The organism is Xanthomonas translucens pv. undulosa (assembly GCF_017301775.1).
In the GTDB taxonomy this organism is placed as follows: Bacteria; Pseudomonadota; Gammaproteobacteria; order Xanthomonadales; family Xanthomonadaceae; genus Xanthomonas_A; species Xanthomonas_A translucens.
The window spans coordinates 3713278-3729708 of the sequence record NZ_CP063993.1 but is presented as its reverse complement, the minus strand read 5'-3'; the positions used below and the strand labels follow the sequence as shown (position 1 = coordinate 3729708).

The following is a 16431-nucleotide window of genomic DNA, read 5'->3' as shown; positions in this document are numbered from 1 at the left end:
CATCTTCATGGCAGATACCGAGCAGAAGAAACTGGCGCAGATCAGCAAGCTGGTCTATCCGTTCCAGAAAAGCGCAGAAGCAGGCAAGGCCGGGGCCAAGCCGACCGACATCGACGATCCGCAGGTCTATTTCGATGCGCTGTCCAACGCGCAGGACGGGTTCTACCCCATCGGCGCCAACGGGCAATGGCACGGCGGCATCCATTTCGATACGCAAACCGGCAACACCCTGGCGCAGGAAGAAGGCATCCGCTGCATCGGCGATGGCGAGGTCGTCGCTTATCGCATCGACTCGAAATACCCGAACGTCGACTTCAGCGCCGGCAAGGCCACCTACTCGCGCGGCTTCGTGCTGGTCCGCCACCGCCTGGAGCTGCCGCCTGCGCCCAAGCAGACCGCGCAGCCTGCCCCTGCTGGACCGGGCGCGGCCAACACGGCACCGTCCACGCCACAGCCGGCAGCCCAGCCTGCGGCAACACCCGATCAGAAGGCGAAAGAGCCTTCGCTGATCTTCTACAGCGTCTATCTCCACCTGCTCGACTGGGCCGGCTACCAAGCCGATCCGAAGAAGCCGCGCCCGGCGTTCTGGAAGAGCGTGGCCTATGTGGTCGGCGACAAGGCCAAGGACCGCGACAGGGCCTCCAATCCTTCCATCCCGGAGGCAGGCGTAGGCCTTAACCTGCGCGACGCGCAGCATCAGAAGGTCGGCTATGCGCCACGCGGCGCCAAGCTGCGGCTTGGCGCCGAAAATCCCAACAAAAAGGGCTATTTCGTCATCTCCGAGGTCGTCAGCGGGCAGACCGTTCCTGCCGACGCAAAAGGCCTGTATGCCTACAAGGCAGAGCTGACCGCCGCCGGCGCCGAGCCCGACCGCCAGGACGCGGTCTATGTGTTGCCAACCCCTGCCCCGATCAAAGCCGGCGACTTGATCGGCTATCTCGGTCACTACCAGCGCTTTGCCGATCTCGAGCCATTGGCGGCAACCGGCCCCGCGCAGAATGGCGTGCGGCCACTGGTCCAGTTGGACGTATTCACCGCAGAAGATCTCAAGACCTTCATCGCCAAGAGCCGTGAGCGGGCGAAGCTGCTGGATGCCAAGCAAAAGACCCTGCTCAAGATCGACGTGGGCGCCAAGCTTGTGCTACCAAGCGAACCGGACCAGCAGATCGGCGCCGAGGAGGCCGCCGCCGTGGTCCCCGGCGGCAAGGACGGAGCCTGGGTTCAGGTGCGCAAAGGCACCTTGCAGATCATGGACAAGGGCAGCCTGAGCGGCTTCAACAGCACCACCCACGCCTACGGCGGCGGCCAGATCCTGCATCGCGTGCTCGGTGCCAGCGATAGCGACAGCATCACCGAAGCGGCCTACAACGCGCTGAAGACCAAGGAAGAAAAAGACAAGTACCCGCGCCGCCAGGTACTCGTTCCCAGCGGCGCGCCGGTGTGGGTGCAAAAGGCGCTGATGGGCGCCGACACCAGCGTCGCCGGCCGCTCGCTCAAGGCGTGGAGCACGTTCCCGCTACAGGCCAGCCAGGCCAACGGGCCGGAGGCGGGCTTCATCCGCGTCGCCGCCATCAAGACACTGAAAAAGGTCGCGACCGAACCGGACGGCACCCGCTGGTGGGAAGTGGATGTGGGCAAGATCGACGGCAGCAGCGGCGTGGGCTGGGCCAGGGAGAAGGACCATGCCAAGGTCACCCTCTGCTCGCCGTGGGACTGGCCGGGTTTTGAGTTCATCGAAGCCGACGGCACTACGCCGGAAGCGCTGTACGCACGCCATGTGGTCGCCACCAAGCAAGCCAAACCCGACGAGCAGGCCGCACTGGAAGCCAAAGCACAGGCGGCCACGGGCGGCCCGCTGTTCTCGCGCGTATGCGACGCCATCGACCTGGACGACGACCGTCACCTCACCCCCGCAGAACTGCGCAAGGCCCTGAAACAGCCCTGGTTGGCGGAGGCGATTTCCCGCCTGGTCTTCCACCACATCAGCGAATGGGGAACGCCGCGTGCGCAATGGAACGCGATCGACGGCGATATCCCCGAATCGCGCAAGGCGGATTGGGAGAAGGAAAAGAATCGGATTGAATCGCTGCAGTGGTGGAGCGACGTAAAAACCACTCCAGCTTTGCCGGGGGATGCCAAGGTTTATGCTTTCCATCCTATTGGGTTGATTAGTAATTTCTCCACCGGACCCTCCGGCGCTTTAATATGCAAGACTTGCGGCGCGTCAATTAGTATGACCGAAAAGTTTCTCTCGCGAATTTGCGACCCCTCTGTCAAGGGTAATTTCATTTCCGAGCTAATCAATGCATCAAATACAACATTTACCAAATATGAGGTAAATACTTGCAGTCAGATTAAACACCTATTGGCGCAGGCAAAAAAAGAGACAGGCGGATTCCTATCATTCAAGGAATCCCTTAACTATTCCAGCAAAACTTACACGGGAAAGAAATTATATAACCTAGCCCCAACTGCAATCAACAATGGATTTCAGCGAAAAGGCATTACTTTTAAGACGGAAGAAGAAAAAATTAAATGGATTGAGGATAATCTCATCGGAAACGACCCTGGTTACGGCGAACATTGCTTCGGAAACTCTGCTCATCCCGGCAAAGACTATCGCGGACGAGGACTCATTCATTTGACACACTACGAAACATATAAAAGCTGCGCTGACGCAACTGGCCTAAAAATCGACAGCAACCCGGAACTCCTTGAAACCGACTATGCCGCCGCAATTGAATCAGCCCTTTGGTTCTGGAAGACAAGGAATATTGGATTAATCGCCGATGACACCTCACACTCAGGCGATACAGCAGTCACGGCTGTGACGAAACCAATCAATACTGGTCTTGCAGGCCTCAGCGACAGACAAAAATATAAAAAAGAAATCTCCCCAATCTTTAATGAAGAGTTCAACAGTGGGTGCACGAAAAATGATTAGGTTTCTTCTTGCTGCGATTTTTAGCCTACCTTTGGTTTTGCACGCCAAAGAATCTTCGTGCGGAAACTCAGCCTTAAAAGAAGCCAGCAAACCTCTTTACTCAAGAGATTTCACTTTTTGCTTCCTGTTCACCACGCCTGAAGAGGGAGTTCCAACTGATCCAGCAGCCATTTCCGTATACTATTCTTCTGGAAAAACAAAGCCCGTCTTCCTCTACGAACTCCCATACTCTGGCACGGAAAGTAGAATTGAAGATGCATTTCTCGTTCCGACAGATGGCGGCGAGCGATTAGCAATTATTCATAGCAGCGACACTCCCAGTACATTCGAGATCGTTAGCCAACTCTATGATGTAACCGTCATCGATATTGGCAGAAATCCCCCATCATTAAACGAAACAGCGAAGCACTTTTTTGATTTTGGCGGGGACTTTGCCGATGCAAATGGAAAAGTCATATATAAATACCCTTATAAGACGCGCGATACCGTTATCGCAGCACTTAAATCCAAGATTTTTGGCATTGGGCCGAATGGAAAACTAGCAGCGACCGTTAAAGATAAAGCCCTTTTATATCCAGAGCCAAATTCCAGAGAAAAAACTAAATCATACTTGATCCAAGGCGATAAGGTTTCCGTGGAAGACGCAACGAGCGGGTGGTGTAAGATTCGCTTTCAAGCGAAGGCTAAGCAGATTGTTAAATGGATGGATTGTAGTTCTTTAGAGTTGAAGTGACATCGATGACTTGATCCCCGACGCACGCTCAGACCGTATTGCAATGAAGACACTGGTAAAGCAGTAGTTCTAGATCACCATGTAAATCGACGACACAAGCCGATCCAAATCATGGTCACACCGCTGCATCACCGCCTGTGCACACGGAGCCTGCAGCCGCCCCCGGAGCCACGTCTCCCGACCTTAGCCCAGTAGTGCTGACCTACGGGGATCCCACCGCCGATGGCCGATTTGGGAGTGTAACCATCGTGCACGATGGGCAATCCATTAGGACCTTGCTAGGACAGGAGGACCAAGATGGAGCGTTTGAACGCGAGAAGTCGCCGCGTCTTTCTCCCAACCATCGATTCGTGTTCCTCAGCCAGATCGCATCAGCTGAGCTGGAGACCCCACAGGGCCCAATCACGCAAGAAGCCGCGTACTGCAACCTAGTTGACACTCATAGCGGTTGCATCGTCGCGCGGGAGACTGGTGAATTCTGCGGCGGCAAATTCACCAGCGAAGGCCAGTGGGATAATCCCGTGTATCCGAACCTCGATCTCATGAAAGCGACCCCGAAAGCCGATGACTATGCGAAGGGAGTGCGCAAACCAGCGGACTCACCGGAAACGTCATTCAGTAATTTACTAGCCTGTGACGAGGTCAATAACGGTAATGCCGACGCTTATCTGTCGATCCTAGATAAGCGCATCTTTAAACTTGATGCCTCCCAGATCAAAACCGTGCGAGACAAGCTAAACCACCTAAAAGCGCACTGATAAGACGTGCCGCAGGACCGCCCGCGCATGCCCGGGCCGCAGAGCGCGCGCGTGGTCGGCGTGGCCGACGCGGCTGTGAGCCCGAGCCGCGACCACCAGGTGCGGATCCAGTTCCCGTGGCAACGCGGCGCCCAGCCCACTCCCGGCGGGTTGACCGACAGCGCCAGCGCCGCGCCCGGCCACGCGCCCGGCGACCAGCGCGCCGGCACCTGGGTGCCGGTGGCCGAGTGGGTGGCCGGCCCCAACTGGGGCAGCCACTTCCTGCCGCGCATCGGCAGCGAAGTGCTGGTGGAGTTCCTGCACGGGGACATCGACCAGCCGCGCATCACCGGCCAGCTGTACAACGGCGAGGTCGCCCCCCCCTTCGGCGGCGGCCTGGACGAGAGCGCCAGCCACCCCGGCACGCTCAGCGGCCTGCACACCCAGTCCCACGACGGCAGCGGCACCCAGCAATGGCTGCTGGACGACACCCCCGGCCAGCTGCGCACGCGCCTGCACACCTCGCTGGCCGACACCCGGCTGGAACTGGGCTACCCGTCCAGCACAGCGACACCGCCCGCGGCGCTGCGCGGCCAGGGCTTCGAACTGGCTTCCCAGGGCTGGGGCAACGTGCATGCCGCGCAAGGCCTGCTGCTGTCCAGCAGCGCCCGCGGCCAGGGCGCCTCGACCGCATTGGACGTGGCCGAGGCGGTGGCCCAGTTGCAAGGCGCCGAACGCACCGCCCAGGCGCTGCACGACACCCTGACCCAGCAACAGGTGCCCGGCCTGGACGCCCATCCCAGCGTGACCCGGCTGCGCGAGGCGATCGACCCGCAGGCGCAGGGCAAGTACACCGGAGCGGTGGGCGGCCAGCCGGCGACCAAGCCGGCCGACGGCGGCCGCGACGGCCAGGCGCCGGTGGAACGATTCGCCGAGGCGCGCCTGCTCGGCGAGTCGCCGGACCACATCGCCTGGACCACCCCGGCCAGCGCGGTGGCCTATGCCGGGCAGGCCCTGCAGTTGACCGTGCAGCACGATGCGCAGCTGAGTGCCGGGCAGACCCTGTCGGCGGTGTCCGGCCAGCACACCGCGCTGTTCGCCCAACGCGGGCCGATCACACTCATCGCCGCCGCCGGCCCGGTGAGCCTGCAGGCGCACACCGGCGCGCTGGAACTACTGGCCGACCAGGCGGTGACCGTCACCGCCACCGACACCCGCATCGACGTGCTGGCGCAGCACAAGATCGTGCTGCAGGCCGGACAGACCCGCATCACCCTGGAAGGCGACGACATCACCTTCGCCTGCCCGGGACAGTTCACGGTCAAGGCCAGTCGGCATCTGCTCTTAGGTGGGGAGAGCGGAACTGCACTCATCGACAAGCTGCCACAAGGCACGGTCGATGGTGTCAGGAAATTATCTTTCTCAAGGTAGAGACATGATCATCAGCCCTCCGTTTCTGATTGCCCACAATGCCACTGAGGCCGAAGATTCATGGCTGGCACGCGCCATGCCATTGGCCGACAGTGGTACCTATCCGGTCAGCGAGCTACTTGGCTGGCATGGAGGCATTCACCTTCGCGCACCAAGTGCAGGAACCGGTACCGAGCCGATCCGGGCCATTGCCGATGGCACAATCGCCTATGTCCGCCAACCTACCCAACAGAGCGATAGCCATGCCCTCAACTATCTGGGATGGACAGATGATGGGTGTATTGTCCTACAGCATGACACTTCGATTGGGGCCGATGACACCACTGAAACAGAGGTGCGGTTCTACTCGATTTATCTTCACCTAAACACTATTCGCAGCACCGTCAAGCCGGGGGAGAAAATCCATCGAAAGGCTGAATTGGGCACGGCGGGTAGCTTTGAGGGCACCAGCGGGATCATCCACTTCGAGATCATCTGCAACGATGCGAATCTCAAGAAGCTGATGGGTCGCAATAGTGGTGATTTGGACACAAGCAAGAACGGACGTACAGACGCTATTTTTGGCGAGATGTTCTTCAAGCTGCCAGGCACCACCCAGGTTTATGCGCAGCGTCCAGCGTTGAACCAGACCGCAGGCGCAGGCGGAACGGCACTGAATGAAGAGCTATTTGTGGGAATCCGCTATGCGGCAGGCGATGCCAAGGTCACTACATACAAAGCTGACGGAACGACGCTTGGCAATGTGCTGACCGAAGAGGATGCGGAGTACAACCTGTACGCTAAGTCCGCAGAAATCGTCACAGCCTATGCAGGTCAGGCCGATGCTCCGGTGCAAAGCGCCGTATACGAACTCTTGCGCTTCGGTCGTGCAGTGGGTCCGGACCCGCTTAAGCCGGCAGATACACCGCACTGGCGCCAGATCGCCACGCCCACCGGCACCGGGTGGGTGAATCTCAACGGTAGTAGCGTTGACCTGCCCCCACTGAGTCATACCATCTGAAGCTGTAAAGTCCGTCAAGCCAAGAGGACGGACATGAAGAAGAGCAGATTCAGCACCGAGCAGATCATCGGGTTCATCAAGCAGGCCGACGCGGGCATGGCCGTGGCGGAGTTGTGCCGCCAACATGGCTTCAGCCCAGCCAGTTTTTATCAGTGGCGGGCCAAGTACGGGGGCATGGAGGCCGACGAGGCCAAGCGGCTGAAAGAACTGGAGGTCGAGAACAATCGGCTGAAGAAGTTGCTGGCCGAAGCGCACCTAGACATCGAAGCGCTGAAGATCGGCTTCGGGGTAAAACGCTAGCCCCGCAACGCAAGCGCGAGGCAATCCGACGAATGCTCGAACACACCGCGTTGAGCGAGCGCCGGGCTTGCCGCCTTGCGGGGCTGTCCCGCGATGCTTTCCGCCACGAACCCGTGCCGACGCCAGCCACGCAGGCGCTGTCCGCGCGGCTGGTCGAGCTGGCCCAGGCCCACCGCCGCTTCGGCTATCGCCGACTGCATGATTTGTTGCGCCCGGGTTTCCGTCCGTGAACCACAAGAAGATTTATCGCCTGTATGAGGAAGCCGAGCTGAAGGTGCGCAAGCGGCGCAAGGCCAAGCGTCCGCTAGGCGAGCGCCAGAAACTGCTGGCGGCCTCCATGCCGAACGACACCTGGAGCATGGACTTCGTGTTCGATACGTTGGCCAACGCACGCCGCATCAAGTGCCTGACCGTGGTCGACGACTTCACTCGCGAGAGTGTGGACATTGCCGTGGATCACGGCATCAGCGGCGCGCTACGTGGTGCGGCTGCTCGATCAGGCGGCGTGCTTCCGTGGCTATCCACGCGCGGTCCGTACCGACAATGGCCCGGAGTTCACCAGTCGCGCCTTCATTGCCTGGACACAGCGACATGGCATCGAGCACATCCTGATCGAGCCGGGTGCCCCCACGCAGAACGCCTACATCGAAAGCTTCAACGGCAAGTTCCGCGACGAGTGCCTCAACGAGCACTGGTTCACCTCGTTGGCACAAGCGCGGGACGTGATCGCAGACTGGCGACGCCACTACAACGAGATCAGGCCGCATAGCAGTTGTGGTCGCATCCCGCCGGCACAGTTCGCCGCCAACTACCGTACACAACAAACCAACGACGCAGTAACCTTCAACCCAGGGCTTTATCAGTAATCACTGGTACGGACGGTGGGGGCAGGTCAGAGGCACCTAATGCTTTCCCAGTGACATGCCCTATCAATTTCGATACAGGATTCCATGAATAAGTCTCGCCGCCAAATCCTGCGACGGCGCGCTTATACATTGCGGCAGCGCCATGTGTCGGCATCACACCATGCACGACACCGAGAACTAATTCTTTTGCCGAAGAGAGCATTGTCCCGGCACGGGCCACCAAGCCGCCCATGGAATGGGTGATCAGTACTACCTGATTGCAGGAAATCCCAGGCTTTGCCGCATATTCCTTAATTACAGAATTTATATATTCCGAAAGCTTTTGCCCTGATTTAACATTAGAATCAGCCCAATTATATCCGAAAGCATGGACGGGAAACTGGAAGCGCAACAACTGTTTGATCATATTCTCATTTATGGGCGAGACACCTTGAGCGCCATTTGGCAAATGGTTGGCGAGTCGCAGAATAGCACTGAGCGTTGAAGTCGGCTTTCCGTCTGAAATTGCAAGATTCTGCAGCGCACTTTCAAGCCAAACCAGGAAAGGACCGTAAAAAGCCCAGCTTACGGTGCCCCATCCGCGGCGCCTTCGGTCTGCTCTCATGGCGACCCAAGCATCCAGCTGCTTGATCATAGTGTCGGCGAGTTCAGGGTCTTGCTCGCGCAGATCTTTAGCACCTTGCCTAGATGACGCGTCGCTTGCCTCCAGTGAGTCAACCATACCTCGGTAGTCCACGAGGAGATTTTCTCTGTCTATGAGGAGTTGCCGCTCTGCGGCGGAACGCCCAGCCCAGGCAAGGCCAAAGCTGGTTGTGGAATCTACTCGCCACACAGGGGCTCCCGCAGCAGCGAGCGTTTTTCCTCGATAGCTGACTGTAGCCTTAGCTTTGAGATTACTACCCATTATGCCCGGCAAGAAGATGATCGGAATCACGTGAGGCGATGGAACAACCATTTGTCCGCGAATACGATTGTTCTCGACCGATGTAACGGTTTTGCCTACTGGGCGTCCATCGTGGCTGTAATTGATTGATATCGGACGTGTCTGCTCGCTCATGTCAGGCCTTACCTATCCATTCGATGAAGTATTCCTCTACACCTAATGCCTTCTGCATCTCAGTCCAACCGTCGGAGTCGGTCACGCCCTCAATCCTGGCACCGTCCGCTCGGATAATCGCATAGCGGTGATTTGAGGCGGGAGTGCCATCGGGGAGCAGGAACTTGACGCGCTCATCAAATTTTGTTTCCGTCCAGCGATTCAATTCACGGGACAGATGCACCGGCCCCACGAACGACTTCTTGCTGGCCTGCACGGTGATGGTGCCGGGGCAGGCGACGGTGATGTTGCCGCCTTCGATGGTCACGCTGGCGCCGCCGGCCACCGCCAGGTGGATGGTCTTGCCCGCCGCCAGTTCCACTTCGGCGTTGGCGCTGATCAGCTTCAGTCCTTCTTTCGACTGCACGCGCACTTCGTCCGACTGCGCCTGCACGTCCAGCTCACCTTCGCCGCTGACGAGGCTCAGGCTGTTGGCTTGCGTTTGCCCGCCGTCCACCGCTGCCGCCAGCAGCCTGCCTGCTGTGCAGGCGGGCGGTTGCCTGCGCTGATTGCTTGGCTGTGCCGCTGGCACAGTCATCCATGGCACGCGGTCTACCGCATCGCGTTTCCCATCATCCCGAACGCCTGGTCGATACTGGGAACGTTTGCGGGCGGCATGGGAGTGGTCAGCGGGTCGACGCATTCGCGCTGCTGCCAACTGCTGGTGAGCTTGAAGACTGAGCGGTAACGGAGATAGCCATTGGTAGCGGCCACTGGAATATCCAATTCGGTCCACCGCTTGATGTAGAACCCCGCCAGCGAGTCGTGGACATGGTTGTCGAACAGGTTCGCAACCACAGGTGGAACGGGCTTCTTGCTCAGCACGACATCGAGCAGTTCCTTGGTGCCGGCGTCCGCCAGATCCGCGGAGACGATGCGCCTTGGAGGCACCGGGCGCGGTCCCTGACGGCTGGTTTGCCACGCCTGGTCTCTTGCCTTGTAATCGGCAAACGCCTGTTGATACCCATCGACCGCATCGTTTTGCCGGCTCATATCGGCGACCAGTTGGCCGAAGGCATGCTGCGCTTTGGCCAAGTCCACTTTGTCCTCAGCATCGGCGCGCAAGTAAAACGGCTGTTGCAACAGGCTGTCTGGGTCCTCCCACAGGCGCATGCCTTTCCACTGCACATACTGGCGCCTGATTAGCCCTGACCCTCAGCCATGAAAATTGCTTGCTGCACGCAGAACCGGCTCTGGGCAAGGCTTGCAACGCATCATGGAAGTTGCGAGTCGCGGCAGCATCTCGCGCAAGCGGAATCGGCGGTTAAAACGATAGGCGGCTTCGGCCAGGTAGCGCCTTGCGTATTTGCTCTGCGCGATGGCGTGATACACGCCGCTGATTGCGCGTTTGAGGTTGCCCAGCACGACGTTGACCCAGCGCGCGCCAGGCGCTTCAGTCGCCGCCCGCCCTCCGCCGGTGTCCAGTGTCGTATGCGCGTGCCCGGCGTCTTCCAGCCGACGGAAGCAGGCCAGTCCATCGGTGTAGACCTCGCACTCCGGCGCCAGGCGACGCGCGGTCCAATCCTGCAGCGAGGCGTTGTCGAAACTGCGCACCGGCTCGATCACCGCAAAACTCGGCGCAGCGAAGGTGGCATCGGTCTGCACGGCAATCAGGAACGGCTGTTTGTTCTCCGATCCGCGTCCGGCTTTGCCGCCGTTGCGCTCCCCGCCCAGGTAAGCATCGTCGATCTGCACGAACCCGCTGAGTGTGCGCGTGGCTTCGCGCTCGGCCATGGCCTGCATGATCTTGTGCTTCATCCGCCAGGCGGTCTTGTAGTTGACGCCCAGATGGCGCATCAACTCCAGCGCCGCCAGATTGGTCTTGGTTGCCGTCAACAGGTGCAAGGCCAGCATCCAGGTGCGCAGCGGCAGCTTGGTTCCTTCGAACATCGTGCCGGCCATCAAGGTGGTTTGATGGTGGCAGGCGCAGCACTGGTAGTAGATCGCCGCGCCGCGCTTGAAACGCGACCGAGTCCGTCCGGCACAGGACGGACAACGGAAACCCTGCGGCCAACGCCACTTGTACAAAGTGCGATAACACTTGGCCTCGGTGCCGTACCATGCGATGAACTGGGACATCGACAATCCAGGCTGGAACTGCACGGCATTGATGCTCATCACGCCACCTCGTCGGCTTTCAGGTGGCGCCAGCCTCTACCCAGCATGGCGCAGATCCTGCGACTATTGGCTGAGGGTCAGGGCTAATCAGGTACTGGCGACAGTGCTGCCTGATCTGCTGCATATGATCTCCCCCGGCTATCCCGTGTCCGGCCAGCCAACCGTTGTAGGCATCGATCAGTTGCGTATGGCAGCCGAAGTATTTGGCAAGTGCGGGACGTTGACGGATTTCCTCCATCGTCATCAACGGCACGCCGGCTTTGATGGCTTCGTGGTGCATGTCGATCAGCGGAATCTGGGACAGCTTGGCGGCGCCAAACGCCTGCGCATCGACGAAATCCTTGCCCTGTCCACCCGGGCTATAGCCGCCACCCACATCAGAATGCATGCCCGGATACAACACTTCCTTGCCGGATGCCGCCAGATCCATCGGAAAATTGATGCGCTGCTCGTGCAGCGCGGCGAAGTGCACGCACTGCTTGACCTCGGGATGGATGCTCATCATCTCGCCCTGCGCCCAGGCCATCTTGCCCTCGCTGACGCGCGACATCGCCGCCATGCCCACCGACGCCACGGTATCGAAAATCCCCAGGAACGTCAGCTGCATCGGCACGCCGGCCAGGTTGTAGCCGCAGCCGTTACCCCAGGGTTCGACGACTTCGTAGAGCCAGTGCACGAAAGCGCGTGCGGTAGCCGCTCCGCGCGAGAAGCCGAACACCGCGATATTGAGCGACTTGACTTTACGCTGATGGGTCTTGACCAGCTGCTCCAGCCTGCGGCCATAGACTTCGAGGTAGGTGCGGCGCCTGAAGCCCTCGGCCAGCGAGATTTGGCTCATCTGACTGACTATGAGCTTTGCCTCATCGTTTTCGATTAGATTGGCGCCAGTTAGATAGCGATTTATAGAGTTATAGACCTGGATGATCGCCCAATTGATGCGATGCGCTCCGTAGAGAGCAGCAGCACCTCCCAGCGTACTTCCGTCGGTGGAGGTGTCGCCCACCTCCACCATTCTCACCTGCAAATCTAGCGTAAGTAGCTTGATTTTGCAAGGTTTTCTGGTGATTTACGACCCTCAAACGATACCCCTTCAAGGTATCGTTTGAGGTATCGTTTTGCCCAAACCCTTCTTGTTGAAGCGCGCCAGCGGGCTCTATGCCCGCTTTCTGGTGCCTATCGACCTGCGTCCGCTACTGGGGTGCCGCTTCCTCGTTCGCGCCCTGCCCGGTCGAGGCGACGCCGCCCGGCTGGTCGCTGCACGCATGGCAATGGCACTATCGGAGTCCTTCAAGGCGCTGCGGACAGGGACGATGGTGAACGACGACATCAAGGATATTTTGCGCCGGGTGCGCGAGAACGGGCATCAGGATTTGACCATCCAGCAAGTGCGCCTCCCCAATGGACTGACGCTCGGCGGCGTGGAAATCAACACGGCCGAGGACCGCCGGCTTTTCCGGCAGACTGTGCAAGATTTGAACGCCCTGGCGGCTAAAGACCCTCTCATGGCGGGCATGCACGGGTGGGAGCCCCCACAGCCGCCCGCACCGCCTAAGCCGCCTGCCGGGCCGCTGCTGTCCGAGCGCATTGACGTCTACCTCAGCGACATGCGGCGAGCCCAGCGGGCCGTGCGCAACGTGATGGACACCGAATACACGCTGCGCCTGTTCGTCGCCCTGGGCGGCGACAAGCCGATTGAAGAGGTCACGGCCACGGACGTGCGGGCCTTTCTGGATGCCCTGGCGGTCTACCCGGCCAATGCCAGCAAGAAAGCCGCGTTTCGTGGCCTGACGCCCCTGGAAGTGGTGCAAAAGGCCAAGGGCGGCGGCCACCCAACCTTGCTGGAACGCACCCAGGAAAAGCGCCGCGACCATTTGGCCGCGTTCTTCAATGCGCAAGCCGATGAAGCGCTCATCCCGAAAGCCCCGCACAAGGCCATCATGAACCGCTCAAAGTCCAAAACCGATGCCCCAACCCGCGAACCCTTCACGCCGGAAGAGCTGGCCGCTCTGTTCGATTCCGACGCCTTTCCCGAGTGGGCCAGCAAATACCCGCACCGCTGGTTCGGCAGCATCTTGGGCGTGGCCACGGGCGCGCGCATCAATGAGTTGGCCCAGCTCTACGTCGATGACGTGGCCGAGGTTGGGGGCCACTGGGGCATCCACATTCGCGCCCAGCGACCGGACCAGCGGCTGAAGAACGCGCATTCCTCGCGTTTCGTCCCCCTGTCGGACACCGTCCTGCAGGCGGGGTTCCTGGCGTTCGTCGAGGACGTGAAGCGCGCCGGGTTTGAGCGCCTGTTCCCGCACCTGCTGCACACAGAGGCCGGTGGCTACGGCGACACCATGGGCGACCAGTTCCGCGCCTACGCCATCAAGCGTGGCCTGACCGGCCGCCTGAAGTCTTTCCACTGCTTCCGCCACAACATCGTGAGCAACCTGGTCAACGAGCGGGGCATTGCCATCCAGGTGGTGCAGGAAATCACGGGACACGACCTGACCTTGCCGAGCGGCCTTAGGCACTACGTCAATCCGGGCACCATCCCGAAGCGCTTTGACGCGCTGAACGCGTATGGCCCGCCAGTGACGCTGCCCGCCTACGCGCCGGGCCAGTTTGACGTGGCGTTCAAGCAAGTCCGTCATATCCAGAGACGGCGCGAGGAGCGAGCTCGAAAGCGCTGAAGCTTCTAGGTTCACCAAACCACTTGGCTCGAAGTAGACGCTGTAAGAACCCGGAAGCCATCATGAAAAATCTTGTTTGCCTCGCAGCCCTCGCTATGGCGCCTACCACTGCGGCAGCTGCCGACATCTTCACTGACAACGAACTCAATCCAACAGCCATCGTGCTGGACGGCAGCTATCGATACGAGCTGACAGAGCTGTCGTGCGAGAAGGAAGAGCGCGCGCAAAGCGCTTCTGATTCGGCCAGACCGTCAGCTTTTGGGCGCTGGCTGACCCAACATGTAAAAAATCACCCCAAGACCAAGTCTTTTACTCGGTTTACGGGCTCTGCGTATGACGGCGGCGGCTGTTACGAGCGCACGGCGCAAGGCATCCGCGTCTACCGACCCGACACAGGGGCAACCGAGGTAATCGCGAGCGTTTTGCCTTGCCGTGCCGAACTCACTCAGTCCGGCACCTGCGCAGCGCCCGAGGCTCCTCCTCCTTTGACGCCACAGCGCTGGACTCCAAGCCCGATTTCCAGCGAAAAACTCATCGGGACGCTGATGAGTCAGCCTTACGCGCGCTCGGCAGAGCATTTCCTTTTTGAGAATCAACCAGCCGTTCTCTGGACAGCAAGCTGCAAGCTTGTCGCGCAGATGCAGATGTCAGACATGGATGGCGCGGACTTTCCATTTTTTCGATGGCAGGCCTCCCAGCAAGGGAGCCTTCTTATGGTCCAACGCGCCGATGGCACTTATAGCCAAGGATGCTACGAACGAGTGCCCGAAGGCATTCGCGTCCATTCCTTTGGCAATGCAGAACCGTTCGTGATGCGCTGGAAATAGATGCCGTTGCGGAACGGTCACGCGCCGGGCTGCTTCGTCCATGTCCAAGCGAGGAATCCGGGAGCGCCCGATCTGCTTTGCTGAAACGCAAAAGCATGTATTGCGTAGCCTTTTCAGGGCCTAAAGCTCTGCTAAAGCTCCCCTGCTTTTGCCCTTCGGCTTCGGGGTCGCCTCCGGCTCCCCCTTGCCGAAGGGCAAAGTCTCCCCTAACCCCGCTGACTAAAAGCGGTGGGGTGGACTTGGCCCGTGCGTTGCCCCGTGATGGCGGCCCCTAGCACTCAGGGCGTGGTGATTCTCTGCTCTGCACCACTACGACAGGTTCACGCGAGCAATCGCGCCGGGTCCGGGTCCTGTCACCAAGGTTCTCTTGGCGTCTCTCCGGTGTTGCTTTACTTTTCCCGTGCCCAGGCGCGTTTTTCCTGGGGCTTCTCCTAGCAACGAACCATTGGTAACGGGACCGCGAATGGGAGACGCTGCTGGGGCCAGATTGAGCACTCCCCAGTTACCATCGACATCTGCGTTACCTGGCTGGCGCGAGTTTCACCCCCCTCGCTTTACTGCCTGCGCACCCGGTGGCGGTCAGCCCGAGCCCGCAATGGGCTCCCGGAAACCGTGCGCACCCCAACTCAATGGGTCGTCGTGATACGGCTACCAACGGCCTTCGGGCTGGGCAGATTCGGGGGCGAGGAAAGGGAGGGGGGCTTGCGGGTCACTCCAGGCTTGCTAAGGTGTCCTCAAGGGGCACCGCCTGGGCATGAGTAGCTGATTCCTACATTTGCTCGCCTCCGAGTCGCTCAAACTCGGGGGCCATGAATCCAAAGTAATACGCCCCCAGCCGTTGTCAAGCTGGGGGCGTTTTACTTAGAGCGGCTAACAAAACTCTGGAAGTCGCCGCAGGCAGATGACGCAACAGGCCATGGACAACAGAGCCAGGTGGATATCGATCCGGCGTTCGAAGCGGGTCCGCAGTTTTCCCATGCCGGCAAACCAGGCATGCGTGCGTTCAACTACCCAGCGGTATCGGCCCAGGCGATCGTTGCGTTCCACGCCCTTGCGGGCGATGCGTGGGGTCATCCCTCGTCGCTTCAGGTGGTTCCAGCACCGATCCATGTCGTAGGCCTTGTCGGCATGCAGCTTGTCCGGCCAGCGTCGTGGCCGTCCAGGTTTGCCGGCAATGGAGGGCAATGCATCGACCAGTTCCTCGAACACGACCGAATCGTGCCGGTTGGCCCCGGTCACGCAGAACGCCAGGGGAACGCCGTGCCGATCCGTGATCACGTGCCGCTTGCTGCCACGTTTGCCGCGGTCGGTCGGGTTCGGCCCCGTATAGGCGCCCCCCGGGGGGAGGCCACGCTGGCCGCGTCCAGGCTGGCCCGGCTGAAATCGAGCCGGTCGGCGCGGCGAAGTTCGGCCAGCAACACCTGATGCAGACGGTGCCACACACCCGCGGCCTGCCAGTCACGCAATCGGCGCCAGCAGGTCATGCCGCTGCCGTAGCCAAGTTCCTGGGGCAGATCCTCCCACGCGATGCCAGTGCGCAGCACGTATACGATGCCGTTGAGTGCGCTTTGGTCGTCTACGCGCGGCCTACCGCCCTTGGGCGAAGGCGGCACGACCGGGATCAAGGGGTGGATGCGCTTCCACAGCGCTGTGCTGATTTCTTTGCGGTGAGCCATCACCGCAAAGTGGTGGCTCAACAGA

At 60.1% G+C, this 16431-nt stretch carries 12 protein-coding genes and 2 pseudogenes; 8 read left to right on the top strand and 6 right to left on the bottom strand.

Features of this window, described 5'->3' with window-relative positions; all coding sequences use genetic code 11:
• The first annotated feature begins 7 nt into the window (after window positions 1-7).
• From ISN38_RS15845 to ISN38_RS15820, 6 genes and pseudogenes are all read left to right on the top strand, one after another.
• Entirely contained in the window at window positions 8-2944 is a 2937-nt protein-coding gene (locus ISN38_RS15845; RefSeq protein WP_206711895.1) for a glycoside hydrolase family 19 protein, read from the top strand.
• The gene (locus ISN38_RS15840; RefSeq protein WP_206711894.1) at window positions 2922-3677 is read left to right on the top strand and encodes a hypothetical protein; all 756 of its coding nucleotides are present in this window, start codon (window positions 2922-2924) and stop codon (window positions 3675-3677) included. The genes ISN38_RS15845 and ISN38_RS15840 overlap by 23 nt, the downstream gene beginning before the upstream one ends.
• A gap of 350 nt (window positions 3678-4027) precedes the next feature.
• On the top strand, window positions 4028-4435 hold the full coding sequence (locus tag ISN38_RS15835) for a hypothetical protein (RefSeq protein ID WP_128809155.1): 408 nt from the start codon (window positions 4028-4030) through the stop codon (window positions 4433-4435).
• Between the two features lie 27 nt (window positions 4436-4462).
• Entirely contained in the window at window positions 4463-5845 is a 1383-nt protein-coding gene (locus ISN38_RS15830; protein ID WP_425509975.1) for a DUF2345 domain-containing protein, read from the top strand.
• Window positions 5846-5849: 4 nt separating this feature from the next.
• Window positions 5850-6845: a M23 family metallopeptidase gene (locus ISN38_RS15825; protein WP_206711893.1), complete on the top strand. Its 996-nt coding sequence runs from the start codon at window positions 5850-5852 to the stop codon at window positions 6843-6845.
• A gap of 33 nt (window positions 6846-6878) precedes the next feature.
• Window positions 6879-8011 (top strand): annotated as a pseudogene (locus tag ISN38_RS15820) (IS3 family transposase).
• On the opposite strand, the gene ISN38_RS15815 reads toward ISN38_RS15820, so the two are convergent.
• The 5 genes and pseudogenes from ISN38_RS15815 to ISN38_RS15795 all read right to left on the bottom strand — a co-directional run bounded on the left by ISN38_RS15815 (window position 7989) and on the right by ISN38_RS15795 (window position 12228).
• Window positions 7989-9068 (bottom strand): esterase/lipase family protein, encoded by a 1080-nt coding sequence (locus ISN38_RS15815; RefSeq protein WP_206711892.1) that lies wholly within the window; start codon window positions 9066-9068, stop codon window positions 7989-7991. The pseudogene ISN38_RS15820 and the gene ISN38_RS15815 overlap by 23 nt on opposite strands.
• Before the next feature lies 1 nt (window position 9069).
• Window positions 9070-9637, bottom strand: a pseudogene (locus ISN38_RS15810) (DUF2345 domain-containing protein); the annotation flags it as partial.
• Between the two features lie 22 nt (window positions 9638-9659).
• The gene (locus ISN38_RS15805; RefSeq protein WP_241753953.1) at window positions 9660-10220 is read right to left on the bottom strand and encodes a hypothetical protein; all 561 of its coding nucleotides are present in this window, start codon (window positions 10218-10220) and stop codon (window positions 9660-9662) included.
• Window positions 10221-10262: 42 nt separating this feature from the next.
• Window positions 10263-11225: an IS1595 family transposase gene (locus tag ISN38_RS15800; RefSeq protein ID WP_206711891.1), complete on the bottom strand. Its 963-nt coding sequence runs from the start codon at window positions 11223-11225 to the stop codon at window positions 10263-10265.
• 19 nt (window positions 11226-11244) lie between these two features.
• On the bottom strand, window positions 11245-12228 hold the full coding sequence (locus ISN38_RS15795; RefSeq protein ID WP_241753952.1) for a phospholipase effector Tle1 domain-containing protein: 984 nt from the start codon (window positions 12226-12228) through the stop codon (window positions 11245-11247).
• Window positions 12229-12538: 310 nt separating this feature from the next.
• On the opposite strand from ISN38_RS15795, the gene ISN38_RS15790 reads away from it, so the two are divergent.
• Together ISN38_RS15790 and ISN38_RS15785 are read left to right on the top strand one after the other, a co-directional pair.
• Window positions 12539-13903: a site-specific integrase gene (locus ISN38_RS15790; RefSeq protein ID WP_206712227.1), complete on the top strand. Its 1365-nt coding sequence runs from the start codon at window positions 12539-12541 to the stop codon at window positions 13901-13903.
• 62 nt (window positions 13904-13965) lie between these two features.
• Window positions 13966-14730 carry a hypothetical protein gene (locus ISN38_RS15785; protein ID WP_206711890.1) on the top strand — a complete coding sequence of 255 codons (765 nt, stop codon included), beginning with the start codon at window positions 13966-13968 and terminating at the stop codon, window positions 14728-14730.
• An 870-nt stretch (window positions 14731-15600) separates the two neighbouring features.
• Here the strand turns inward: ISN38_RS15785 and ISN38_RS15780 are convergent.
• A protein-coding gene (locus ISN38_RS15780; protein ID WP_108084546.1) for an IS5 family transposase occupies window positions 15601-16406 on the bottom strand; the annotation gives its coding sequence in 2 pieces (ribosomal slippage) (window positions 15601-16076 and window positions 16076-16406; 807 coding nt in all).
• Window positions 16407-16431: the final 25 nt, after the last annotated feature.

Coding starts and splice junctions, on each gene's coding strand:
- ISN38_RS15845 (WP_206711895.1), top strand. CDS start 8: ATGGCAGATACCGAGCAGAAGAAACTGGCGCAGATCAGCAAGCTGGTC.
- ISN38_RS15830 (WP_425509975.1), top strand. CDS start 4,463: ATGCCCGGGCCGCAGAGCGCGCGCGTGGTCGGCGTGGCCGACGCGGCT.
- ISN38_RS15825 (WP_206711893.1), top strand. CDS start 5,850: ATGATCATCAGCCCTCCGTTTCTGATTGCCCACAATGCCACTGAGGCC.
- ISN38_RS15815 (WP_206711892.1), bottom strand. CDS start 9,068: ATGAGCGAGCAGACACGTCCGATATCAATCAATTACAGCCACGATGGA.
- ISN38_RS15805 (WP_241753953.1), bottom strand. CDS start 10,220: ATGCGCCTGTGGGAGGACCCAGACAGCCTGTTGCAACAGCCGTTTTAC.
- ISN38_RS15800 (WP_206711891.1), bottom strand. CDS start 11,225: ATGAGCATCAATGCCGTGCAGTTCCAGCCTGGATTGTCGATGTCCCAG.
- ISN38_RS15785 (WP_206711890.1), top strand. CDS start 13,966: ATGAAAAATCTTGTTTGCCTCGCAGCCCTCGCTATGGCGCCTACCACT.